Origin of the sequence: Pararhizobium sp. A13 (assembly GCF_040126305.1) — a bacterium.
Classification (GTDB): Bacteria; Pseudomonadota; Alphaproteobacteria; order Rhizobiales; family Rhizobiaceae; genus Pararhizobium.
In genome coordinates this window covers 273280-296492 of sequence record NZ_CP149511.1, presented here as the reverse complement: position 1 = coordinate 296492, position 23213 = coordinate 273280, and the positions used below count along the sequence as shown (strand labels likewise).

21 protein-coding genes and 1 pseudogene are annotated in these 23213 nt (G+C 57.7%); 13 read left to right on the top strand and 9 right to left on the bottom strand.

What is annotated here, in order from left to right; genetic code table 11:
* Positions 1-61 precede the first annotated feature (61 nt).
* From WI754_RS22920 to WI754_RS22890, 7 genes are all read left to right on the top strand, one after another.
* Positions 62-943: a sugar ABC transporter permease gene (locus WI754_RS22920; protein WP_341487595.1), complete on the top strand. Its 882-nt coding sequence runs from the start codon at positions 62-64 to the stop codon at positions 941-943.
* Positions 936-1772 (top strand): carbohydrate ABC transporter permease, encoded by an 837-nt coding sequence (locus tag WI754_RS22915; RefSeq protein ID WP_341487594.1) that lies wholly within the window; start codon positions 936-938, stop codon positions 1770-1772. The genes WI754_RS22920 and WI754_RS22915 overlap by 8 nt, the downstream gene beginning before the upstream one ends.
* Before the next feature lie 13 nt (positions 1773-1785).
* The gene (ugpC, locus tag WI754_RS22910) at positions 1786-2931 is read left to right on the top strand and encodes a sn-glycerol-3-phosphate ABC transporter ATP-binding protein UgpC (RefSeq protein ID WP_341487593.1); all 1146 of its coding nucleotides are present in this window, start codon (positions 1786-1788) and stop codon (positions 2929-2931) included.
* A gap of 135 nt (positions 2932-3066) precedes the next feature.
* On the top strand, positions 3067-4422 hold the full coding sequence (locus WI754_RS22905; protein WP_341487592.1) for a NosD domain-containing protein: 1356 nt from the start codon (positions 3067-3069) through the stop codon (positions 4420-4422).
* A gap of 111 nt (positions 4423-4533) precedes the next feature.
* Positions 4534-6201, top strand: a complete 1668-nt coding sequence (locus tag WI754_RS22900; RefSeq protein WP_341487591.1) for a glycoside hydrolase family 32 protein — start codon at positions 4534-4536, stop codon at positions 6199-6201.
* 75 nt (positions 6202-6276) lie between these two features.
* On the top strand, positions 6277-6483 hold the full coding sequence (locus tag WI754_RS22895; RefSeq protein ID WP_349438045.1) for a hypothetical protein: 207 nt from the start codon (positions 6277-6279) through the stop codon (positions 6481-6483).
* Positions 6484-6970: 487 nt separating this feature from the next.
* Positions 6971-7399 (top strand): AAA family ATPase, encoded by a 429-nt coding sequence (locus WI754_RS22890; protein WP_349438071.1) that lies wholly within the window; start codon positions 6971-6973, stop codon positions 7397-7399.
* Positions 7400-7737: 338 nt separating this feature from the next.
* Here the strand turns inward: WI754_RS22890 and WI754_RS22885 are convergent.
* The 7 genes and pseudogenes from WI754_RS22885 to WI754_RS22855 form a co-directional block, all read right to left on the bottom strand.
* Positions 7738-7935 (bottom strand): annotated as a pseudogene (locus tag WI754_RS22885) (hypothetical protein); the annotation flags it as partial.
* A 93-nt stretch (positions 7936-8028) separates the two neighbouring features.
* Complete coding sequence (locus tag WI754_RS22880) at positions 8029-8694, bottom strand: nitroreductase (protein WP_341487589.1); 666 nt, start codon at positions 8692-8694, stop codon at positions 8029-8031.
* 77 nt (positions 8695-8771) lie between these two features.
* Positions 8772-9689, bottom strand: coding sequence for an MBL fold metallo-hydrolase (locus tag WI754_RS22875; RefSeq protein ID WP_341487588.1), 918 nt, complete (start codon positions 9687-9689; stop codon positions 8772-8774).
* 216 nt (positions 9690-9905) lie between these two features.
* Positions 9906-10274, bottom strand: a complete 369-nt coding sequence (locus WI754_RS22870) for a hypothetical protein (RefSeq protein ID WP_341487587.1) — start codon at positions 10272-10274, stop codon at positions 9906-9908.
* Between the two features lie 97 nt (positions 10275-10371).
* Complete coding sequence (locus WI754_RS22865) at positions 10372-11124, bottom strand: NAD(P)H-binding protein (protein WP_341487586.1); 753 nt, start codon at positions 11122-11124, stop codon at positions 10372-10374.
* Positions 11125-11215: 91 nt separating this feature from the next.
* On the bottom strand, positions 11216-11623 hold the full coding sequence (locus WI754_RS22860; RefSeq protein ID WP_341487585.1) for a cupin domain-containing protein: 408 nt from the start codon (positions 11621-11623) through the stop codon (positions 11216-11218).
* An 85-nt stretch (positions 11624-11708) separates the two neighbouring features.
* Positions 11709-12464 (bottom strand): SDR family oxidoreductase, encoded by a 756-nt coding sequence (locus WI754_RS22855; protein ID WP_341487584.1) that lies wholly within the window; start codon positions 12462-12464, stop codon positions 11709-11711.
* Positions 12465-13021: 557 nt separating this feature from the next.
* Between WI754_RS22855 and WI754_RS22850 the strand changes: the two genes are divergently transcribed.
* The 6 genes from WI754_RS22850 to WI754_RS22825 all read left to right on the top strand — a co-directional run bounded on the left by WI754_RS22850 (position 13022) and on the right by WI754_RS22825 (position 20321).
* Positions 13022-17512 (top strand): PAS domain-containing protein, encoded by a 4491-nt coding sequence (locus WI754_RS22850; protein ID WP_341487583.1) that lies wholly within the window; start codon positions 13022-13024, stop codon positions 17510-17512.
* A complete protein-coding gene (locus WI754_RS22845; RefSeq protein WP_341487582.1) occupies positions 17509-18150 on the top strand; it encodes a response regulator in 642 nt (213 codons plus the stop codon). Before WI754_RS22850 ends, WI754_RS22845 begins: the two co-directional genes overlap by 4 nt.
* A 2-nt stretch (positions 18151-18152) precedes the next feature.
* Positions 18153-18530: a response regulator gene (locus WI754_RS22840; RefSeq protein WP_341487581.1), complete on the top strand. Its 378-nt coding sequence runs from the start codon at positions 18153-18155 to the stop codon at positions 18528-18530.
* 1 nt (position 18531) lies between these two features.
* A complete protein-coding gene (locus WI754_RS22835; protein ID WP_341487580.1) occupies positions 18532-19224 on the top strand; it encodes a response regulator transcription factor in 693 nt (230 codons plus the stop codon).
* Between the two features lie 522 nt (positions 19225-19746).
* Complete coding sequence (locus tag WI754_RS22830) at positions 19747-20025, top strand: type II toxin-antitoxin system ParD family antitoxin (RefSeq protein ID WP_131591469.1); 279 nt, start codon at positions 19747-19749, stop codon at positions 20023-20025.
* A 2-nt stretch (positions 20026-20027) separates the two neighbouring features.
* Positions 20028-20321 carry a type II toxin-antitoxin system RelE/ParE family toxin gene (locus tag WI754_RS22825; RefSeq protein ID WP_027686897.1) on the top strand — a complete coding sequence of 98 codons (294 nt, stop codon included), beginning with the start codon at positions 20028-20030 and terminating at the stop codon, positions 20319-20321.
* Between the two features lie 236 nt (positions 20322-20557).
* Here WI754_RS22825 and WI754_RS22820 read toward each other — a convergent pair whose 3' ends face one another.
* Entirely contained in the window at positions 20558-21583 is a 1026-nt protein-coding gene (locus tag WI754_RS22820) for an ABC transporter permease (RefSeq protein WP_341487579.1), read from the bottom strand.
* Positions 21584-21611: 28 nt separating this feature from the next.
* Positions 21612-23156, bottom strand: coding sequence for a sugar ABC transporter ATP-binding protein (locus WI754_RS22815; RefSeq protein WP_341487578.1), 1545 nt, complete (start codon positions 23154-23156; stop codon positions 21612-21614).
* Positions 23157-23213: the final 57 nt, after the last annotated feature.

Genomic DNA, 23213 nt, shown 5'->3' with positions numbered 1-23213 from the left:
CATTCCTCAACATCGCGGGGGGAGAATATGCCACCCGCGAACTCAACTTTCGGAGACGGACATGTCGGGTGAAGACCGATTCGTGCTTTGCATGCTCGCGCCTGCGGTCGCCATCCTTGGCTTGCTGGTTGCCTATCCGGTGGGGCTCCTGGTATTCGACTCCTTTTTCAAGGTCGATACGATCACGCCCCATATGCGCGAATGGGTCGGCCTGCAGAACTATTTCGATGCCTTGACTTCGAAACGTGTCGTGGAAAGCGCTCTGCGGACCGTTCAGTATTCGGTCTTCGCGCTGTTCTTCGAGTTTACGTTTGGCTTCTGTGCGGCGCTGCTTTTTTCGGCGCTTGCCGGTCAATCGCGGTGGCATCGCACGATCTTCGCTCTGCCGTTGATGGTTCCGCCTATCGTCGCGGGTCTACTGTGGCGCTTTCTGCTCGTCGGCAATATCGGCATTCTGAACTACGGGCTCGTCCGTTTGGGTCTCATAAGCGATCCCGAAGCGATCGCATGGTTGTCCAGCGAAGATATCGTTATCTATTCTGTTTCCTTTGCCGACATCTGGCTGACGACCTCCTTTGTCGCCCTTGTGTCCTATGCCGGGCTGACGAACATCCCAAAGGATCTGCTGGAGGCAGCACGGATCGACGGGGCGAATGCGTTCAAGCGCTTCTGGCATGTCACTCTTCCTCTGATGCGGCCGGTGATCGCCGTCGTCGTGATCGTGCGGGGCGTCGATGCTGCAAAGACATTCGACCTGATCTGGATACAGACACAGGGTGGTCCCAGTCATGCTTCTGAGGTGTTCTCGATGAACATCTACCAGCGCATGGTTCGGTTCGGCGATCTGGGCGAGGCTTCCGCGTCCGGAACGTTGTTTCTCATCGTCATGATGATTTTGGCGACCGTCGCCTATTGGAAGATATGGAGGCCGGTCCATGCGTAGAGCTCCCCCCATCAATCTCAGCGGAATTCTGATCAACGCGGCAGCCCTCGTGTTAGTGCTATCCTACGCGCTGCCTTACATTTATCTCCTGATGACCTCGATAAAGCCGGCGGCGGATGTCCAGCAGATCCCGCCAAGCTTCTTTCCCGCTGTCGTATCGTTCGAGAACTTTCGCGAAGTGCTGCGATCCTCAACCTTGCCGAGGGCCTTCGTCAATTCGCTCACCGTCGCGGTGCTGACGACTGCTCTCTCGCTGTCAGTGGCGGTGCCTGCTGCTTACGTTGCCACGCAGTACCGGCGTCGGATCACCACCATTTTCCTACTCTTCGCACTGGTAACACGCATGGTGCCGTCTGTGGCGCTCGGCGTGCCGCTGTTCCAGCTTCTGAAGTCGCTGGGTCTGCTCGATACCATTCCAGGCCTGGTTCTCGCTCACACGTCGGCCGCGGTACCACTGGCACTGCTGCTCATGTCCGCGTTCTTCGAGGGCATACCGGAAGAGCTCGAAGAAGCGGCGCGCATGGATGGCTGCACACGGTTCCAGGCATTTCGAAAGATCGTGCTTCCAGTCATGACAGGGGGGATAGCGGTCACCGCACTCTTTACCTTCATCACGAGCTGGAACGAATTCCTCTACGCGCTTCTGTTGACGTCCGAGGCGACCAAAACGGCTCCGATCGTCATCGCCGAATACAATTCGGTCTATGGGCTTGCCTGGGGGGCGATGACAGCTGCGGCCGTCCTCTACTCGCTGCCGGTCATCATCGTAACGCTCGCACTTCAAAAACAAATCGTCGGCGGCCTGACTTTCGGCGCTGTAAAGGGATGAGGGAGGCAAAGGCATGGCCGGCATAGAACTGCGCAATATGAACAAGGTTTACGGAAACAGATTTCATGCTCTGCACGATCTGAGCTTCGAGATCAGGGATGGCGAGTTCATGGTCTTCGTCGGCCCGTCCGGATGCGGGAAATCGACCGCGCTCAGGATGATCGCTGGCCTGGAAAGCATTACGAGCGGTGAACTGAGGATCGGTGACAGGTTAGTCAACGATGTCGATCCCAAGGATCGCGACATCGCCATGGTCTTCCAGTCCTATGCGCTCTATCCGCACAAGACAGTGCGGGAGAACATTGGCTTTCCTTTGCTGATGGCAGGCCTGCCGAAGGCCGAGATTGCCAGCCGCGTGGACGAAGCCGCGCGCATCCTCGAACTGACGACTTTGCTCGACCGCAGGCCGGCACTCCTTTCAGGAGGCCAGCGTCAGCGTGTCGCCATGGGACGGGCGATCGTCCGCAAACCAGCGGCCTTCCTGATGGATGAACCGCTGTCGAACCTCGATGCCAAGCTGCGCGTACAAATGCGCGCCGAGATCGCCAGTCTTCAAAGAAAACTGAATGTCACTACGATTTACGTGACCCACGACCAGGTCGAGGCGATGACGATGGGTGACCGTGTCGCTGTCATGAAAGGCGGCGTGCTGCAACAAGTCGATACACCGCAAAACCTGTACAATCGTCCTGACAATGTCTTTGTCGCCGCCTTTATCGGGTCGCCCTCGATGAATCTGTACGAGGCCGTTCTGAATGGAAGGACGCTGACCCTGGGCAGCAACAACTTGGAAATCCCTGACCGGGTTTTCGAGGACCGCCCCTCGCTCAACGGTGCGTCCAACCGTCAGCTCATTGTTGGTATCCGACCCGAGCATATGAACGACGCCGCAATCCGGCCCTCTTCGGCCGAGATTTCGGCCCCGGTCACTCTTGTCGAGGCGCTAGGGTCTGAATCCATGGTGCATCTGTATATCGACGCAACCCGTGTGGATGCCGGCGACCCGGACGCCGTCGCCGACATCGGTGACGAAAAGGCGGCTGCTGTCGCCCGCTTTTCGCCGAAGAGCACTGTCCGCGCAGGTGACATCGCGCGCATCGCTGTCGATGCCGACGAACTCCATTTCTTTCAACCCGATAGCCGCACCAGCATCTGGTGACGGTACGCGGGCTCCTGTTCCAACGCCAACGAGAGCCGGTTGAACGCATATCCCAAGGCGGCTTTACGATAAGCCCATCAAGAACATCGGTTCGCTCTCGCCGTGGAGCGGGAAACGGCCGAGGAGAGATGAACAATGGCAGCTGAAAACTTCTACGACGTAACACGCTATCCCGCAGGAAACCCTCATGAGGATATCGGAGCGGTCATCAACAGCATCATTGCGGATATCAAGAGCCGGCAAGCGGTTCCCGACCGCAATGACGGCGGAAAGCCTGGAGCAGTGATCTATATTCCGCCAGGCGATTATCGTCTTGTCACCCAGGTCGTCATAGACGTGAGCTATCTGAAGATTGCGGGCTCGGGACATGGTTTCACGTCTTCGAGCATCCGTTTCAACACACCCGCGGACGAACTGGCGCAGTGGCGCGAAGTGTGGCCGGGCGGAAGTCGCATATGTGTGGACATGTCACCCGACGACGCCGACGGCGAGGCTGCCGGAGCCGCGTTTTATGTCAGACGCACCGGCAATCCTCGCATAAGCTCCGTGGAGTTCGCCGATTTCTGCATTGATGGCCTGCATTTCCTGAACGACGGTTCGGGGCAGGATGACGCGGAAAATACCTACAGGAACGGCAAAACGGGAATCTATGTGGGCAGCGCCAACGACTCGTTCCGGATAACGGGCATGGGCCTTATCTATCTGGAGCATGGCGTGACCGTTCATGACGCGGATGCGCTGGCGATAGACAATAATTTCATTGCAGAGTGCGGCAACTGTATCGAATTGAAAGGTATGGGGCAGGCCTCAAGAATAGCGAGTAATTTTGTCGGAGCTGGATATAGGGGACACTCCATTTACGCTGAAAATTATGGGGGCATTCTCGTCTCTTCAAACAACGTCTTCCCTCGAGGCGCCAGCAGCGTCTATTTTTCCGGCGTGGTGCGTTCCTCGGTCACGGGAAACAGATTTCATTCCTTCTATCCCGGAATGCTGGTTTTTGCCGAGAATTGCTGCGAAAACCTGGTCTCCTCAAATCACTTCTTGCGAGATCGCGAGCCGTGGGCGCCCATGCAGAAATACGATAACGGCCTGGATGACCTGTTCGGACTTTTGCGCATCGAGGGCAGCAACAATTCGATCATCGCGAACCATATCTCAGAAACGATCGATACTGAGTACATCAAGCCTCTCGCCGCAAAGCCTGTGATCATCAATGTCGTTTCCGGTACCGGCAACTACATAGCCAATAATCACATCGTGGCCACAACTGAAATGTCGCAGGTCAGCGACGCGCCAAACAGCGCCTGTTTTTCGACACAGGTCGGCGCATTGCTGTCAACAAACAATTTGAAGACGCTCGAAGTAACGGCTGTCCTTGTGCGAAAAGGATCTACAGGAAATACGATCTTGGATTCAGGCAATGGCACCCAAGTTAAGGTCGACAGGACAATGAATGCATTCAGGGCCACTCCGGTTCCTGGGCAATAGTCGGCGGAGTTTCAATGTAAACCGCGCGTAGCTAGACCGTCTGTCGAAAATTCAGTGACTATTCGGAGTTATGTTCATGACGAACCAAATGGACAACGGGAAGGCCCGTTGATGAAGCAAAACCTATTCCTACCCTCGGGGTACCGCTTGGAGTTTTGGGCCGCGGGCGACGGCTTTTTTCGTATCAATATTGACGGTAAAGCGGTTTGGCAGGCTCCGGCATCTGCCATCCATCCGGAGTTTTTCACGTATCACCACAGGGAAGCTTGCAAGGTCACCATTGTCACCAATGCGCCGGAGGCTGTTCTTTGGGCCTATGGGTATCAGCCTCAAACCGTGAACGAGACCGGTATAACAGTATTTGAATTTTCGGAAAAAGGGATCCTTCAACGCACCGGTGCGGACATTGAAGATTGGCTTCGGTCCGATCCGGATCGTCCTGCGCTCCATTTCTCGCCAATCCGGCATTGGATGAACGACCCCGTAGGACTCTGCAAGAACGGCGAGCTATGGCACCTTTTTTATCAATTCCATCCCAGCGGCAGTGATTGGGGACCGATGCACTGGGGACATGCGACTAGCCGCGATCTGGTCAATTGGCTTCACATGCCGGTATTTCTGCATCCAGAACAGAACCTGTGGCGTCTCGGCGCCACAGGAGGCGCATTCTCCGGCAACGCCTTTCGGGATCGCGATGGAAGCTTGATGTTCTTTTACACCGAGCGCCTGCCCGCCTATGACCTTTTCAAGGGTTATCGGGAAATTCAGAAAATAGCGCGCCCAGATCGGCGGATGATCAAGGCGGAAGGCATTGTGACGGTGTTGGAGGAGCGTCCCGACGGGGTCGAGCACGACTTCCGCGATCCAAAGGTTTGGTGGGACGACGCATCCAACGCCTATCGCATGATACTCGGTGCATCGATCGAGGGCGATCCCGCGGTCTTGTTGTTCGGCTCCGGCGATGGCCTCGATTGGCAATATCTCAGGCCGCTCTACCGTGCGCCGGTTAACTTCCGCCAAGAAGGCGCACGTGCGGTCGAATGCCCGGATTTTCTTCGGCTGGGGGATAAGTGGGTTCTGGTGATGGGCTTTGTGGGCCATGTCGAGCCACGAACACGGCGCCACAATCTTCTTTACGCGCTGATCGGTGAGTTGAACGAGGACCATTTCGTGCCCGACACGCCGGACCTGCAATTGCTGGATTTCGGGACTGACTATTACGCGATGCAGAGTTTCGAGGCAGACGGACGTCAGATGGCGTTTGCCTGGCTTTTCAACTGGGAATACCGCAAGCCCGAGGGTTCATCCTATTCCGGCGAGATGTCCCTGCCGCGCGTTTTAAGCCTGAGCGAAGACAAGAAAAAGCTGCTCATGCTGCCAGCGATTGAAGTCGACGAGCGCTTTGCCGCCGACCCTGTAATTGAGAACCAAAGTGGCCAATACTCGCTACCGAAAGCTCCCATTGAAATCCGGCTTGCCGGGCCGCTCGAAGGCAGCAAGCTTGTTGCGACGAAAGGTGGCGAGCTTTCTTTCGAGGTGTGCGTCACCGACGGCATCCTTTCGATTCGCCTCGCCCAGGACGACGGCTCAATCCACTATGTGGCGGAGCTCGGCGAGGCGAAAGACCTTCGTCTGTTTCATGACTTCGGAATCGTCGAGATCTTCGCCGACGGCGGAGCGGTTTGTGGAACGCGCCGCGGCTACGTGAATATCGACCCCGATCGCCTGGAAATCTCAACCACTGCATCACCGCAGGTGCTTGAAAGGTATTCGAAATGATTCTCTGCTGCGGCGAAGCGATGATTAACATGATTCCGGCGTCGACAATCGACGGAGGCAGGGTCTTCGTTCCTCATGCCGGCGGCGATCGTCTTCAACACTGCAATTACTTTGGAGACGACCGGGCATACGAACCGGCATGTCGACCGGAATGATCTGTTCGGAAAACAACTTATCTCGGCGCTTCGGGAAAGCCAGGTCGACACGTCGCACGTGATCGTATCTGGCCGACCAACGACACTTGCCTTCGTCAAACTCGAAGAACCCGAGGCCTTACTATGATCGCGATACCGGTCCTGTCGCCGTTCTGGTGAGGGGAGCCGGTTTCTCAGATGCGAATAGTGACCGCCTTGATGGGATACGAACCGCCGTTCGGCGGGCAAGAATTTTCTTAACATCAACGACTTCGGACATCATAGGAATAGGGGTCATTGAAGATCACAGCTTTTGCATCTGATGACTTTGCCGCCAGCTGCAGCCGGCGCCAACCGGGTCAACTGTCCGGGAGCACCGTTATCATTAGCGCAGCAGCGCCTGCGATGTTTGCCAGCTTCCCCGGCCGTTTCAATGGAGTTCCGCGAGTGAAGGCGTCCTCGACGCCATCAAATGGGCAGCCGGAGGACGTCTTCCTCAATCATTTTTGGCAGAGTCATGTTGACCGTAATTCGAAACTCTGATTTGTGATTTGCGGCAATGATGATACCTCGCCCCTCTATCGAAACTGCCCTTGAGCGCGCGTCAGGTTGGCTAGACCACACTCGCCCGCAAGATTGCGGACCGAATAAAAGGCACAATTTATCTGGATCTGGAACGTATAGGTGACCGCCGCAAACTGGAAGATGCGGAAACGTTCCTCCAGGCTCAAGTCGGCCATTTGACGGTACTGGATGAAGTGCAGCGGTTGCCGGCGCTGTTTGCCGAGCTGCGCGGGATCGTTGACGATCGGCGCGCTGGCGGCGAGCGGTCAATGCAATTTCTGTTGCTGGGATCGGCGTCCCTGGACCTAATCCAACAGGTATCCGAGACGCTGGCAGGGCGCATAATCTATCTCGAAATGCCGCCAATCGGTGTGGAAGAGGCCGGGGCGGCTTCTATCGACATCGACGAGTTGTGGCTGCGCGGCGGCTTCCCCGATAGCCTGACGGCAAATGGCTTCGGGCAATCATGTCAATTGCCGACTTCAGAGGCGGCGAAGTGAGAATGGCGTATCTCGCCGGACCGCTGCAGGTTTCATTATCCCTCCTGAACTTTCCGATCGATCCCAAGCGGGTCCTTGATCGGCTCTGTTCTGCGCACCTTTCCCAACATAAGACGGACTAACACAACCCCAGGACGAAGAAAAGCTTGCCTGAGATCGGTAGACCAACTTGCTCGGAGACGAACGTCCGGATGACAGTACCAGCGCTGACTGTGAAACGGAGCCGAAGTTTGACCCCTGTTGGGCAGAGCGCAACTTATTGATTCTCATTCGTAAATCGATTTAGTGGCGGGACCACGACCGGCGTAAGTGTTGACCACGGTACTTTTAAATATCTTCAACGTTTTCAGATCGTTATCGCAGATTCCAGCGGGGTCTATCTTCGGCTCCGGGTCACAGGCCGATGACCTGTCGAGATGGCGAAGCAACCGTGCACCGGCATCCGAAGTGACCGCTCCGCCATCGAAACCAGCCACAACTTTATACCCATCGTAGCTTTCAAATTCGCGCTGATCGAGATTACACTGTGTTTGCATCGGACCCCGTCTTTCAATCTGATAACTCTTTGTTGCAAAAGCAGTTTCTCAGACTCTTGGTGCGGATGCACTCCTTATTATGAGATATTCGGGCTAACCGCCAACGAACGTGACCGTCTCGTGGAGCGGGGCGCGGCCCGTACGGGCGGAACTTGTCGTGAGGTCCTCGTACCCGATCGACATGCCGCAAAAGAGGATGAGCCCGTCCGGGGGTGACAGCACCTCCGCGACCGTCTCGCGGACCTGCGACCACGCCATCTGCGCGCAACTGTGCAGTCCTTCGACGCGGAGCAGCAGCATGACGGTCTGCAGATACATGCCTACGTCGGCCCATTGGGGCCGGCCCAGGTCGCGGTCGATGTAGCAGAACAGGGCGGCGGGCGCGCCGAAACAGTTCCAGTTGGCGATGGCTGCCCGCTGCCGCGCCTCCCAGTCCTCGCGCGCAATGCCGAGCGCGCTGTAGCGCTCCTTGCCGAAGGCGGATCGGCGCTCCCCATATGGAGACTTCAGCACTTGCGGGTACATCTCATACTGCCGCTCGTCCCAAGCGTCGCCGTGGGCCACGCGCTCGACGGCGCGTGTCTTGAGCTCGGCCAGCGGCGCGCCGGTCAGCACGTAGGTGTTCCACGGCTGAATGTTCGATCCGGACGGCGACCAAGCTGCGGCGGATAGCACGCGCTCAAGCACCTCCCTCGACACGGGTTCGTTTTTGAATCCGCGCACCGCCCGTCGGCTTTTGACTGCCTCGTATACGTCCATGATGATCTCCTTCCTGTCGCCGGCCATCCGTTCGTTCAAATGCCGGTCGTCTAGTTCGGCCCTAATCCGACAGGCGGTCAGTAGTCCCAGAAGATAGGCACCCAACGAAAGGCATCGCCCTCGACCGCCACATGGCCGATGGATGGGAACGGCAGGTGAGTGGCCACCAGAAGCTCGCCGCTCGCCGACAGCTCCCGCAAAAGGCGGATCCGAACGCGGGCCGCCTCCTCGGGGTCGTGTTCGAAGCCGTTGAACCAGTCGGGGTGCTCGAACCCGACAGCGAACACGGCATCGCCGGCGAACATCAGACGGTCGCCGCCGGACGCGAGGCGTACTACGCTGTGCCCGGGTGTGTGGCCGCCGGTGCGGGTGACGACCACCCCCGGCGCAACCTCGTACTCCTCCTCGAACGTCTGCAGATTGCTGCGATACTCTTCCGCGAACCGCTTGGCGGCCGCCCGAAGCGCGTCCGGGAACCCCTGCGGCATGGAGACGTGGGAGAAATCGGGGTGCGTCCAGAACTTGAGCTCGGCTTCCGCCACGTGGATTCGCAGGTCCTTACGCAACTGGTCCTTTACCCCGTCGACGAGCAGCATGCCAATGTGGTCCATGTGCATGTGGGTCAGCACCACGTCGGTCACGGACGGAAGATCGATGCCGGCGGCGACCAGCCGATGGGCCAGTTGCCCGGCCTTCGGCAAGTTCAAGTTTGGGTCGTCCCCCAGCCCGGCGTCGATGAGTACGGTCCGGCCGCCGCTGCGCACCACGACCACGTTCAGCCCCCAATCCAGCATCTCCGTCGGCAGGAAATTGTAGTCCAGCCAGGCCGCCCGGACGGTCGGGTCGGCGTTGTGGCCCAACATCTTGCCCGGCAGCGTCAGCACTCCATCGCTGACCACCATTACGTCAATCTCGCCGATCTTCAACGCGTAGCGCGACGGAACCAACTCGTCGGCCCCCGGTCTACCGGAATGTGAAATGTTGTCCAAGTTCATGTTAACCTCCTGCTGATTTCCTGATTGAATTTCAATACTCGCGTTTGCAATGGAGAGTGAATCACCCGGTGGTATAGGCTGCGTACGTCTCACGCATAGGGATCGTTACCTGTGAGAATTCATTGCAGTTGTCCCTTTCGATGTTGGCGGGCGTGAGGTTGCCAGCCGATCACACCAAGGCAGATACCGGCTGTACAGCGCGCGACCTCGGCCTCCTTAAAGAGGTCGATTGAGGCCGTCGAGTTCAGAGCGACTCTGTCCCAGATCAGCTGTGCCCGGCGTTCGTCGAAGCCCGATTCCCTTCAACGGTCCTGGCAATATCGGCGGCTTCAACTTCGAAGCGCCTCGCCCGTTGAAGCGCTCATTCAGCGTGATGTCGTGGAGCACCGTGCCGACGGCGACCACCTCCGCTTCGTGTTCGATGGACTGAATTTGTCCCGACCGTGCCGCAAAGAGCCAGAAGCGGACAACGTGGTTGAACAGACACGGTTCACATCGTTCCCGGGCATACTCCATTGCTTGGGTCACAATCGGCGTGTCAGGAACCGAAATTCCCGCAAACACGCGGCTGTCGGTTGCGTTCATGTCCATCCCCAGTTTTGGTTCGGGAAGGGCGGAAGCCCTCCTTGTCTCCTAGTTTGCTGGGCCGTTCGCTGGTGTCGATGGCGATGTCGGAAGACGTCTAATTGGCCATGGAACGGTACAGCCAGTCGACATAGCTCAGCGAACCGACACGCGCTCCCGCCAGCGGCAGCAATGTGTCGTCGTTCAGTTCGACGCCGTAGTAGCGGGCGCTGTTATCTGTCACGACCTGGCGCATGTCTTCGTTTGCTGCAAGGTGCATACGTGCAATCTCGTCGAGACCGAACTGGTCGTGCCCGCCGATCTCCACGGTATCGTTCTTTGCTGCCCCCATCGCCAATTCGACCAGCATCTCAGCGACGTTATCAGCAGCTATCGGCCTTACTGATGCCGAGGGAAGCCGGAAGCCGTCTCCGTCTGCGCCCATGTCGACTACGCCACTGATAAACTCGAAGAATTGCGTGGAATGGAGGATGGTATAGGGCCGTCGCGCTGCCCTGATGAGATTTTCCTGCACCATCTTCGCGCGGAAATAGTCACTTTCAACAAGGCGCGGTGTTCCCACCACGGAAAGCGCTAGGTAGTGCCTGACCCCCGCATCTGCTGAGGCACCCAACATGTTCCGGGTGGAAGCCTTGAAAAAATCCAGGGCCGTGTCGTCGCCAAACGACGCGGCATTGGTGACGTCGATGACAACGTCGGAATCCACTATGGCCGCTCGCAGGCCTTCCCCCGTCACACTGTTGACGCCGAGTGAGGTGGACGCAGCTGTCGCCTCTGCGCCTGCCTGCCCAAGTTTCTCTACGAGGCGCGTCCCGATTCGCCCGGTCGCCCCCATAACCGTGATTTTCATCGACTTGTTCCCTCTCTCGTGCCTTGGGCAGCGGTCTGGTTTAGCCCTGCCATGCATCTGGCAAACATTGGACTGTCGCCAGCCTGGGGAGTCACTCCACCGGCATGACGACCGGAGCGTCCTTGTTCTTGAGCAGCACGACGATGAATTTCGCCGGTTTGGTCTTGCTCGCATTGCGGCTGATCAGGTGAATGTCGGAGGGGCCTTCGTAGAAAGTCTCGCCCGGCGACAATGTGACTTCTTTCTCTCCCTTGACTTGCATCACGATCGAACCCTCGAGAACGTAGACGAATGCATTTGCGTCGTGCTTGTGGACAGGGTCGGAGCCTCCCGGCCCATACTCGACCGATATCATGAGCCCCTCCTTGCCGGGATAGTTGGGAAGGTCCTTGCTCATGAGCGATGTGACCTTTGCAGCGTTTCCGGCGACGGCAACCGGCAAAGTGCCAAGTAGGCAAACTGAAGCCGACACAAATATCGTTAACAAAGCTGACTTCATTGTCGTCATCCCTTTGGTTGTTGAGTGCATATGTGCGTTCGAAAGCTGGGCAAAAGACCAGCCCAGAGATGGTTCGACGCTTAGTTTACTTCGGCTGTTGGGACGAACGGAACCAGTCCTGGAAGCCGACCTTGCCGATTCGCGCATTTTCGCCGGGCACGATCGACTGATCGTTGAGTTCAGATCCGAAATAGCGCGCATGGACGTCTGCCTCGACCATCCGCGGGTCGTTGGCCGCTTTCAGGTACCGAGCAATGATCTCGTTCATGGGAGCGCGCTCGGGACCAGCAATCTCAATCGTGCCGTTTAGCGGCTTCCCGAGGGCGACATCCGCCATCACATCGGCAACGTCATCCGAGGCGATAGGCTGGAAAGCGGCCGGTGACAAACGAGCGACTGCGCCGACCGTCGCTTCGTCGGCAATACCCTTCAGAAATTCCATGAACTGGGTGGAGTGGACGATCGTGTAGGGGATGGATGATTCCTTGATCAGCCTCTCCTGGGCAAGCTTCGCCTTGAAGTACCCGTTGTCCGGCAGCCGTGCCGTTCCGACGATCGAGAGGGCAATGTGGTGTTTGACACCAGCCTTGGCATCGGCGGCGAGCAGGTTGCGGCCGGCCGTTTCGAAGAATTCAAGCACAGCCTTGTCTTCCCACGATGGTGCGTTTGCAAGGTCAATGACGACCTCGGCACCGGCCAGCGCTTCCGCAACTCCTTCGCCGGTGACGGTGTTGACGCCGGTGTTGGGCGACGCGGCCAGAACCTCGTGGCCTTTGTTGCGCAAGCGCGCTGCGGTCTTGGACCCGATGAGCCCGGTGCCGCCGATAATGACAATTTTCATGACTATCTCCCTCGTTGTGACGCTCTCGGGCCAAATGACTCGATCGCATCGGAAAGTGACAAGGGAGACAAAATCATTCTATCGTGCAGAGGGTGTAGCGCTCTAGTGACCAGGTATAGGTGACATGTCCAAGGTGATAGGCGCGATACGCAGGATGCACGGGCTGACAACAACTGCTCGTCGGTTCAGCCGCCGACGTGGCTTCATTGCAATTCACTCCGTCATGCGCAGGTTCGAGAGTTTGCTCGATCCGAACACGATGAGTGACCTCGAACGGAGCTACTGAGACAATTCCCCTCGTTTGATGAGGTGATGTTGTCGCCTGGACCCGGCCGAATTTTTCCGGTTCGCCAGGGCCTATTCCAGCTTTCCAGACACGCAGCACAGCGGAGATGTCTCCCGACAATGCATGGATTTCCATGAGTTGCGACCACCGCCTCGCGGGATTACGCTGGGGCATGAGTTCGCCAGCCCCAACGCCAGCCCCAACATCGAGAACACGTTCTGAACGAAACGCTGACGGTCCTCTGGCTTTCCTTGTCCGGCAGGAGCAGCTAATGAGCGTTTGGTCGCACCGTCCCCGATGTCTGCACTTGGGTCTTTTTATTGCGGCCTATGTCTTGGGTTGCGGATTCGCTCAGTCGCTGGCAATCGTGCCTGGAACAGGTATTTCCATTTGGCCTCCGGCCGGGCTTTTCATCGCCACGCTTGTTCTTGCCTCAAGGCCTAGCTGGCTGTGGTGGGTACTGGCGGGCTGCCTGGCTGAATTGTTCAGCAATGTTCTGTGGTTCCACAGTCCGCTGCCTGCGGCCCTGCTGATCTATGTCGGCAACGCGCTTGAAGCGATGGTCGGGGCATGGTTGGTGAACCGGACTTTGAAGCGGCCGGTTCGGCTGGAGACGCTGCAGGAAGTTCTTGCCTTCGTCGTCCTGGGCGCTGGAATTGCGCCAATGGTAAGCGCGACCGTGGGAAGTGCGACACTGGCGTGGTTTGGCATATTGTCGCAAACCTTCACGGCGGCCTGGCCCCTGTGGTGGATCGGCGACGCTACCGGAGTGCTGATCGTAGCGCCGCTGGCGCTGGTCGTGTTCCACAACTGGCGCAGCAAAGCCCGGCTCTCGGCTGCGCAATGGATGGAAGCCTGCGTCCTGGGGCTGATCTTTCTTGGTGTCGCAGCACTTTCCCTGAGCGGTTACCTGCCTTTCGCCTATATCATTATGCCGCCTCTGCTTTGGGCTGCGGTGCGTTTCGAGTTCAAGGGCGCCGCCGTCACTTTGGCTCTTCTCGCTCTGATCACAGCTATCTTCACGATATCCGGCACCAGTCAGTTTGCCGGCGATCCTGAGTCCCTGAAGCACAAGCAGATCATGCTGCAGCTTTTCCTGGCGATCTCGGCATTTTCGGCACTCATCGTGGCCGCCATATCCCGGCAGCACCAGCTGGCGCTGCTCACATTGCGCCAAAGCGTGGAGGCATTGCGAGACCGAGAGCAGGAGCTTTCGCAACTCGTGGATATGGTCCCGAGCCACGTTTGGCGTCTACGGCCCGATGGCGAGCCGACCTTCTTCAACAGGCGCATGGTCGATTTCCTCGGCCTAGACGTAGCGGATGCGGACAGACCGGGCAGGAGCCGGTTGGAGGCGATCATCGGGACCGTCATCCATCCCGACGATGCATCCGAGTTCGGAAGTGCGCTCAGGCATTGCCTCGCCACCGGCGAAAGCTTTTTCATGCGCTATCGGTTACGCCGGGCCGACGGTGTCTATCGCTGGATGTCGAACCGCGCCGAGCCGATGCGAGATCAGGCTGGGAGCATCAGCCAGTGGTATGGCATTTGTCACGATGTCGACGATCAGATCCGAGCCGAGGAAGCGCTGCGGCGGAGCGAGCGGCAGTTGCAGCGGATGATCGACGCCGTGCCGGTGCGCATCTGGAGTGCCATGCCCTCGGGCGGGTCGACCTATTTCAACAAGCGATACCAGGACCATTTCCGCTCCGTCAGCGCGAACGTCGATGCCCTTGAAGAGCCGCGCATCGAAAGCTTGCTGCAAGAGCTGGTTCATCCCGAAGATGCTCCCGAGGTGCTGCGCACGTTGCACAACTGTTTCGAAACCGGCGGCGGCGCCACGATGCGCTTTCGCTGGCGCGAAAAGGATGGCGCCTACAGCTGGGCGGAGTGCAGGGTGGAACCCCGGCGTGGAGAAGATGGGACGATTGCCGAATGGTATGGCGTTTCCCTCGATATCGACGAGGAAGTGCGCGCACAGGAGGCGTTGCGGGAACGGGAGCGGGAGCTGTCGCTGCTCGTCGATATGGTCCCGGTTCACATTGCTCGCATGGCGCCGAACGGCGAGCCGACCTTCTTCAGCAAGCGCACCTTGGAATCTATCGGCCTGGACAACGTTGCAGCATGGGACAAAGCGGACATGAGCCGCCTTGCGTCGCTCATAGGGGCAACCGTCCATCCCGAGGATGGACCCCGGATGAGAGAAGTACTCAGCCATGCCCTCGTTACCGGCGAACCCTATATCATAAGGTATCGCCGGCGCCGCGCAGACGGCGCATATCGTTGGATGGAAGGCCGCGCAGAGCCGTTGCGAGATCAAAGCGGTGTGATTGCGCAATGGTACGCAGCGGCCATCGACATCGACGATGAGGTGCGCGCGCAACAGGCGTTGCGCGAGCGGGAGCGGGAGCTCCAGCAGTTGATCGACGCGGTGCCGGCGCTGATTTGGGCGACAACACCGGAAGGAACACCGGTCTACATCAACAAGCGGTTCAGGGATGTCACCGGCGCCACGCTCGAGGATATCACCGCGCCTGATGGCTCACCGTCTCTGAGCGTGATCCATCCGGACGATAGGGACACCGCTCGGCTGGACGTCAATCACTCGTTCAGAACAGGCGTCCCCTACGTTCAGAGATATCGTCAGCTCCGGTCTGACGGCTGCTATCGTTGGACCGAGACTCGCGCGGAGCCGTTGCGCGACGATACCGGCGCCATCGTCCACTGGTACGGCGTCAGCGTGGATATCCACGATCTCGTGATCACACAGGAAGCCCTGCAGCAAGGCGAACGCCGCTATCGCGACCTCTTCCACTACATGCCCATCGGACTCACCCAGGTGGATGCCAGCAAGCTCATTCCCCTGTTCAAGGAGTTGCGGGTGCAGAATGTTACGGAACTCGAAACCTACATCGACGAGCATCCCGAATTCCTGCCCCGCGCGTTGGAAGCGCTGGAGGTCGAAGAAGTCAACCGGCATATCGTCGAGATGTTCGGCGCGAAGGATGCCGATGAGATGCTCGGACCGATTACCCGCTACTGGCAGCCGAGCATTGCCACCATACGCCGTTCCATTGAGGCGTGGTATCGCGGTGAGGAGGTTTTCCAGGAAGAAACCAAGGTGGCGCGCATGGACGGCACCGTCATGGATGTCCTTTTCACCACCGCCCGACCCGGCGCCGTCGCCGACAAGATCCTAGTCGGCTTCATCGATATCACCGAGCGCAAGAAGGCCGAGGAGGCGTTGCGCAACCGGGAGCGGGAGTTCTCGCAGCTCGTCGACATGGTTCCAAGCCTACTCTGGCGGTTGAGTCCGGCGGGCGAGCCGGTTTTCTTCAGCAAACGCATGGTCGAGTTCCTCGGCCTCGACGTAGGGGACTATGATGGGCCGGACATGAACGGGCTGACAGCCGCGGTAGAGACGCTCGTCCATCCCGACGACACCGCCCAACTGACGGAGGCACTCAACCGCTCCTTTGCCACTGGCAAGACCTTCTCTCAAAACTATCGTCTGCGTCGCGCAGACGGGGTCTATCGCTGGATGTCCGGCCGCGCCGAGCCTCTGCGGGATGAGAGCGGGCGCATCGTCCAGTGGTATGGTCTTTCGCACGACATCGACGATCAATTTCGCATCGAAGAGGCGCTGCGAGAGAGAGAACGCTCGCTCTGGCAGCTGGTTGAAACGCTGCCGGCAATGATCGATTGCGCCGCTCCCGATGGGGAGCCGGTCTATCGCAATCCTCAGCTCCGCGACTTCCTTGGATACAAGCTCGAAGAACTGGACGGAACGGGAAAGTCCCGGTTGGACGGCACACTCGATGCCGGCGTCCATCCTGACGACGTGGCTGGCGTCAAGGAGAACTATGCCCATTCGCTGACCACTGGCGAACCGTATGCACGAAGGCACCGTCTGCGGCGGTTCGATGGCGAATATCGCTGGGTCGAGACGCGCGCTGCGCCGATGCGCAATGCCGAAGGCACGATCGTGCAGTGGAACGTCATGTGCCTTGATATCGACGGCGAAGTTCGGGCAGAGGCAAAGTTGCGACTGGCGCAGGAGAGTCTGGCGCGCGCAAGTCAGGCCGCGAGCCTCTCCGAGCTTTCGGCTTCTATCGCACACGAGGTGAACCAGCCCTTGGCTGCCGTCGTGGCAAACTCGCATGCCTGCCAACGCTGGCTCATGGCCGAACCGCCAAATATCGAGCGGGCAGAGAAAACGGTAGAGCGCATCATCCGAGATGCCAATTCGGCGGCGGATGTCGTCAGCCGTATTCGTGCCTTGTTCAAGCAATCCATAGATACGAGGATTTATACGACGCTCTCCGACGTCATCCATGAAGCGCGTAACCTCATGGCCGATGAAGCGTCGAGGCGTCGCGTGCGGATGGAGGTGAAGATCGACGGCAACTTTCCGCTCGTTGCCATGGATCGCGTCCAGATCCAGCAGGTTCTGATCAATCTCATTCGCAACGGCATGGAGGCAATGGACTCTATTGCAGGCGACAGAGTGCTGGGGATACGCATGCGCCGTATGGGGGATGTCATCCAGACTGATATCAGCGATCGAGGCCAGGGTATTGAATTTCCCGACAGAATATTCGAGCCATTCTTTACGACAAAAGAAGACGGCATGGGCATGGGACTGGCGATCTGCCGTTCGATTGTCGAGTCACACGGCGGACGATTGTGGGCGGAGAACAACGAACCGCATGGCGCGACGTTCATCTTCACCTTGCCGGTTGAAATGAAGGCAGTGCCATGACAACCGATGATCATATTGTCTTCATCGTAGATGACGATGAACGAATTCGAGAGGCTCTCTGCGAGCTCTTGGACTCGCATGGCATACGCGCTGTCGCATTTGGATCTGCGGGCGACTATGTGAACGCGGATACGCCGGACGTACCTGCCTGCCTCATCCTCGATATCGAATTGCCTGATATCAACGGCCTCGACCTGCAGAAGCAGATCGCGGATGGGGCTCATCCGCCGATCGTCTTCATCACAGGACACGGCGACATTCCATCTTCGGTGCGTGCGATCAAGCACGGCGCGGTGGATTTCCTGACCAAGCCTTTTAGCGATGCGGATCTCATGGCGGCGGTCCATGTAGCGATTGCCGAGGATCGGAAAAAGAGATTCGAACGCGCTGAACTCCACATGCTGAGACAACGCTACCTGGAGCTGACACCGCGAGAGCGCGAGGTCCTGCCGCTCGTCGTGAGTGGTCTTCTCAACAAGCAGGCGGCAGCAGAGCTGGGGATCAGCGAAGTCACGCTGCAAATCCACAGAAGGAACGTGATGCAGAAAATGGCGGCGGCGTCGCTCGCCGATCTCGTGCGTATGGCAGAGAGATTGGAAACACCGATTACCCATTCGCGCAGAGTGGGAGGGAATTGAACATGAACAAGACAAGACATGTCGTGGCAATTGTTGATGACGATCCAAGAATGCTTGAGTCGGTGGGCAATCTTCTGGAATCTGCGGGCTATGTGCCTCGCAGCTTCTCGTCGGCAGCATCGTTGCTCGTCAACGGACTATCGGACCTGGATGTGCTCATCACCGATATAGGGATGCCTGGAATAGACGGCTTTGAACTTCGTGACCTAGTGAAGAAGGCACGTCCGGAACTACCGGTATTCCTGGTCACGGGCCGCCACGAAATAGCGGATCAGAGCCGCGCTCAAGGCATCAGCGGTTTTTTTCGCAAACCCTTCGATGCCCAGGTGCTGCTCACGGCCATCGCCAATGCGTTAAACAAGTCGAGAGATGGAGGGTAACATGAGAGTTGACCAACCGTTGCTGCGGAGTTCGGCGGCGTTATCACCGCAGCGCAGAAATGAAGAGGATCAGCCGCTTGTCGCTATTGTCGATGATGATGCATCCATTCGGGAAGCGTTGGCGGAATTGATCCTGTCAGCGGGCCTCCAGCCGGTCAGCTTTGCCTCGACCCGAGAATTGCTTGACGCCGATATATTGGACAGCCCCGGCTGCTTGATACTCGATGTGCGCATGCCCGGCGCAAGCGGTCTCCATTTGCAGCAGCAGCTGGCGGAAAACGGCAACCCCAAGCCGATCATCTTTCTAACCGGGCATGGTGATATTCCGATGACCGTCCAAGCGATGAAGGCTGGCGCGGTGGATTTTCTCACCAAGCCGGTGCGGGACCAGACACTGCTTGACGCTGTGACCACGGGCATCGCGATGGACGCCGAACGACGGGCGGAAGCCATGATCGCCAGGCGCAATATCGAACATCTTGAGACGCTGACGCAGCGCGAGCGCGAGGTGCTTTATAAAGTGGTGCATGGACGTCTTAACAAGCAGATCGCCTTCGATCTGGGCATCAGTGAAGTGACAGTCAAGCTGCATCGCAGCAATGTCATGCACAAGATGGAGGCTGCCTCCGTCGGCGAACTGATCCGGGCGTGGGAAACTCTGCCGGCGCAAATGCGTCAGGCCGGCGCGCGCTAAATTGAAACCGCTCTGCGGGAGATCTGCTCCGGCAGAGCGGTTCGAATACAACTAAGTATGCTCCGCATTCGATATACTGTGCAGCAATTCGGCAGCTAAGCAGCCAACTCTTCCTGCTGCATCGCCTGTTCGACTGTGTGCCGGACTTTCATCAGAGTCCGCAGATCGGCCAGTCGCGGCGGGATCCAAGCCTTCTCCCGCGGAGCGGGAGGGTACGTGTGAGGATTGGATCAAGTTGCAAGATCGCCGCAACGGCCTGCCATCACAAAAGTGCAACGAAACCCACTGTGATGATCACACAATTCTGGCCCGCCGACCAATCGACACCTCTCGAAGAGACGAAAGCGGATTGAATGGCCGCCTTGAATAGATTCGAACCTACGGCCACTGGTTGGCGACTGGGACGGAATGGATAATCAATCGGCTCCCGGCGTTGTGTGCTGCTTCGAATGAAATGCTCATGACTTGCGTACGGTACGCTAATCGCATACCATTCAGCAGTAAAATCGGAGGCTGGAAACTATGGCGACGGTCGAGAAAATTACGATTGCACTGACATCCGAAATGGCGGGCTTTGTGCGAAGCGCGGTCGATGCTGGCGAATATGCATCGACGAGTGAAGCCATCCGTGATGCCGTCCGCGAATGGAAGGAGCGACGAGATTTGCTCGGCTACACCGTCGAGGATCTGCGAGCGCTCGTACAGGAGGGCATCGAAAGCGGCCCAAGCTCCCGCACGACAATGGCAGAGGTAAAAGCTGCAGCGCTCGAGCGATTAAAATCTGCACGACACGAACGCTAACCATGCTTCCAATTATCCGAACCAATCGTGCGGACGAGGACCTGATCGAGATATGGTCCTACATAGCCATTGACAACATATCTGCGGCTGACCGTGTTCTTGACGCGATTGAAGCACGCTGGGACAATCTCGCCCGACACCCCTACTCGGGGGTTGCGCGCGACGATATCGCGCCAGGCATTCGGCATCTCGTTTCAGGTGAGTATCTGACTCTTTATCGGCTCAGTGGCAGTGCCATTGAAATCGTCCGCGTCCTGCACGGGCGCAGAAAGATTTCCTCCAAAGTGATTATATAACGGCGGGCTCGCGGTACCCCTCATATAAGATCTCGGATTGCATGCGTTTTCAGGCGTAAGCATATTTATGGAACTTTTCTGCGTAATCTTGAGCTCGACAACTCTGAGCCCCGCGGGAAACGCGCCGTGATTCATCAAAGTGGCGATGTAGCAATGACGTTCGTCGCTCGTCGTTCCAGATCTGAAAATCTGAAGGAAGCGGGCCGGCAGTAGAAATGAAGTGCCGGCCCGGCTCGTCAAACCTTTCTGCGGGCCTTTTGCCTGTAGACGTCTACCACGACAGCGGCGACGATGATCATGCCCTTGATGACTTCCTGGTAGTAAGCATCAACGCGCAGGAAGGTGAAGCCGGACGTCATCACACCGAGAATGATCGTGCCAATCACGGTACCCGTTATGCGCCCCACGCCACCCGAAAGCGATGTTCCGCCGATAACGGCCGCAGCAATTGCGTCGAGTTCGTACATTACACCCATTCCAGACTGGGCTGTCTGCGCTCGGGCAGCGGTCACGACGCCGGCAAGTCCTGCGAGAAGGCCGGCGATGGCATAAACTTTGAGAAGGTGCGCCTCGACATTGATGCCCGATACCCGCGCCGCCTGAACGTTGGCACCGATCGCGTAGGTAAACTTGCCGTAGCGGGTATAGCGAAGCGCGATGTGGAAAATGAGAGCAACCACGAGAAACACGACGACAGGCGCAACGCTGCTGCCGATGAAATTGAATTGCTCCGTCAAACCCGAGACCGGCTGCCCCTTTGTGTACCATTTCGAAATTCCGCGCGCCGACACCATCATTCCGAGGGTCGCAATGAACGGCGGAATCTTTGTGTACGCAATGAGCGATCCGTTGATCAGCCCTGCGAGGATCCCGATAATCAGTCCCGTGACTATGGGCACTATTGCGGGCAGATCAGTTAGGCTTGGATAGATTGCCCGCGCCCAGGTTGAGGACTGTGCAAATCCGGCCGCAATCATCGCCGTCATGCCAACCACAGATCCGGAGGAAAGGTCGATGCCGCCCGTGATGATGACCTGTGTCACTCCGACCGAGATGATGCCAATGACCGACACCTGCAGGATCATGATGGTGAGCCGCTGGGGATTGAGAAGAAAACTCTGCCCTGCGAAAATCCATCCGAGTATCTCGAAGATCAAAGCGATCGCAATGAGAATGAAGAAGATGTTGAGTTCCTGAGGTAATCGGCGGCCAGATCCGGAGGCTGCGGTGCCTGCAGTTTCTGCGGCAAGGTTCGTATTCATCGTCTTTCCTCCTGGTCGTCGGAAGCGCTCATCGCGCGGCTAGTTCCATGATTTTGATTTGAGTTGCTTCGGCCCGATCGAGAAAGCCCGTGACGCGGCCTTCATGCATCACCATGATCCGGTCGCTCATTCCAAGCACTTCCGGCAACTCGGACGAAATCATGATGACCGCTACTCCATCGCGGGCGAGTTCCGTCACGAAGCGATGGATCTCCGCTTTTGCACCAACGTCGATACCGCGTGTGGGTTCATCAAGGATGAGTATCCTCGGGTTTGTAAGCAGCCATCTGCCGATCAGCACCTTCTGTTGGTTGCCGCCCGACAGATTTTCGACGCGCTCATAGAGATTTGGTGTCTTGACCCGAAGCTTCCGGCTCATCTCATCGCAGGCAGCGTAGGCCTGCTTCTCTCTCACAAACCCGCCCTTCACGAATTGGTCCTGAAGGACAGCCACCTGCATGTTCTCAAGAATATCAAGGATGAGCAGACATCCCGTCTCCTTGCGATCTTCCGTAAGAAACGCCATTCGGTTGCGGATTGCGGTATTAGGACTATCGATTCGAATAGGTTTGCCATTGATCTCGATGGATCCGGATGAGGAAGGCGTAACACCAAAGAGTGTTTCTGCGACGTTCGATCGCCCGGACCCAACGAGGCCGGCAACACCAAGAATTTCCCCAGCGCGCACATCGAATGAAACATCATGGAAGACGCCGTTTAGAGTAAGGTTTTTGACCGAGAGAACCGTCTCGCCAATGGGAACCACTTCCTTGGGGAACATCTGCGTGATCTCACGGCCGACCATCATTTTTATGATGTCGTCGCGGGTAACATCGGTCGATGCATGTGTTCCGACATATTTCCCGTCGCGGAACACCGAGAATTCGTCGGCAATTTCAAACAGCTCGTTCATCTTATGAGTGATGTAGACGATACCGATACCGTGGGCGCGAAGATCTCTGATGATCTCGAACAAGTGACCGACTTCCGTTTCAGTCAGAGCCGAAGTGGGTTCGTCCATGATCAAGACATCGGACTCGTAGGACACCGCCTTGGCAATTTCGACCATCTGGCGGCTTGCCACCGAAAGATGGCGAACCTCGATTTCCGGATCAATATTGATCTTCAACCGCTCGAAGAGTTCCGCTGTCATGCGACGCATTTCGCGATGATCGACAAAGCCGAACCTATTTTTCGGCTCGCGCCGGATCCATATGTTCTCCGCAACCGTCATGAAGGGCATCAGATTGAGTTCTTGATGGATCATGGCGATGCCGTTCTCGAGGGCGTCAAGAGGCGATTGAAGCCTAACGTCGACCCCCTTCAGCTTTATCGTTCCTCTGTCCGGGTGGTAAATTCCCGCGAGGATTTTCATGAGCGTCGACTTGCCCGCTCCGTTCTCGCCCATGAGCGCATGCACTGTACCGCGTCGGAGCCTGAACGAGACATCGTCGAGAGCAACGACGCCTGGAAACTCCTTGTGAACACCCTCTGCGGAAAGGAGGTATTCAGCGTTCGGAACCGCCTTGCTCGCTCTCACCGCTGCCATCGTCGCCGGACTAATTTTCGTCATTGGCTCTCCTCCCAGTCACAGCCCGCGGAATGTATGTGCCGAAGGGCGCGACTTTGC

Excerpts from the sequence above, each read along its gene's own strand:
- WI754_RS22815 (WP_341487578.1), bottom strand. The coding sequence starts at position 23,156 with ATGACGAAAATTAGTCCGGCGACGATGGCAGCGGTGAGAGCGAGCAAG.
- WI754_RS22825 (WP_027686897.1), top strand. The coding sequence starts at position 20,028 with ATGCTTCCAATTATCCGAACCAATCGTGCGGACGAGGACCTGATCGAG.
- WI754_RS22900 (WP_341487591.1), top strand. The coding sequence starts at position 4,534 with ATGAAGCAAAACCTATTCCTACCCTCGGGGTACCGCTTGGAGTTTTGG.
- WI754_RS22845 (WP_341487582.1), top strand. The coding sequence starts at position 17,509 with ATGACAACCGATGATCATATTGTCTTCATCGTAGATGACGATGAACGA.
- WI754_RS22840 (WP_341487581.1), top strand. The coding sequence starts at position 18,153 with ATGAACAAGACAAGACATGTCGTGGCAATTGTTGATGACGATCCAAGA.
- WI754_RS22870 (WP_341487587.1), bottom strand. The coding sequence starts at position 10,274 with ATGAACGCAACCGACAGCCGCGTGTTTGCGGGAATTTCGGTTCCTGAC.
- WI754_RS22820 (WP_341487579.1), bottom strand. The coding sequence starts at position 21,583 with ATGAATACGAACCTTGCCGCAGAAACTGCAGGCACCGCAGCCTCCGGA.
- WI754_RS22830 (WP_131591469.1), top strand. The coding sequence starts at position 19,747 with ATGGCGACGGTCGAGAAAATTACGATTGCACTGACATCCGAAATGGCG.
- WI754_RS22835 (WP_341487580.1), top strand. The coding sequence starts at position 18,532 with ATGAGAGTTGACCAACCGTTGCTGCGGAGTTCGGCGGCGTTATCACCG.
- WI754_RS22915 (WP_341487594.1), top strand. The coding sequence starts at position 936 with ATGCGTAGAGCTCCCCCCATCAATCTCAGCGGAATTCTGATCAACGCG.
- WI754_RS22920 (WP_341487595.1), top strand. The coding sequence starts at position 62 with ATGTCGGGTGAAGACCGATTCGTGCTTTGCATGCTCGCGCCTGCGGTC.
- WI754_RS22860 (WP_341487585.1), bottom strand. The coding sequence starts at position 11,623 with ATGAAGTCAGCTTTGTTAACGATATTTGTGTCGGCTTCAGTTTGCCTA.
- WI754_RS22895 (WP_349438045.1), top strand. The coding sequence starts at position 6,277 with ATGCCGGCGGCGATCGTCTTCAACACTGCAATTACTTTGGAGACGACC.
- WI754_RS22905 (WP_341487592.1), top strand. The coding sequence starts at position 3,067 with ATGGCAGCTGAAAACTTCTACGACGTAACACGCTATCCCGCAGGAAAC.
- ugpC (WP_341487593.1), top strand. The coding sequence starts at position 1,786 with ATGGCCGGCATAGAACTGCGCAATATGAACAAGGTTTACGGAAACAGA.
- WI754_RS22880 (WP_341487589.1), bottom strand. The coding sequence starts at position 8,694 with ATGGACGTATACGAGGCAGTCAAAAGCCGACGGGCGGTGCGCGGATTC.
- WI754_RS22850 (WP_341487583.1), top strand. The coding sequence starts at position 13,022 with ATGAGCGTTTGGTCGCACCGTCCCCGATGTCTGCACTTGGGTCTTTTT.
- WI754_RS22865 (WP_341487586.1), bottom strand. The coding sequence starts at position 11,124 with ATGAAAATCACGGTTATGGGGGCGACCGGGCGAATCGGGACGCGCCTC.
- WI754_RS22875 (WP_341487588.1), bottom strand. The coding sequence starts at position 9,689 with ATGAACTTGGACAACATTTCACATTCCGGTAGACCGGGGGCCGACGAG.
- WI754_RS22855 (WP_341487584.1), bottom strand. The coding sequence starts at position 12,464 with ATGAAAATTGTCATTATCGGCGGCACCGGGCTCATCGGGTCCAAGACC.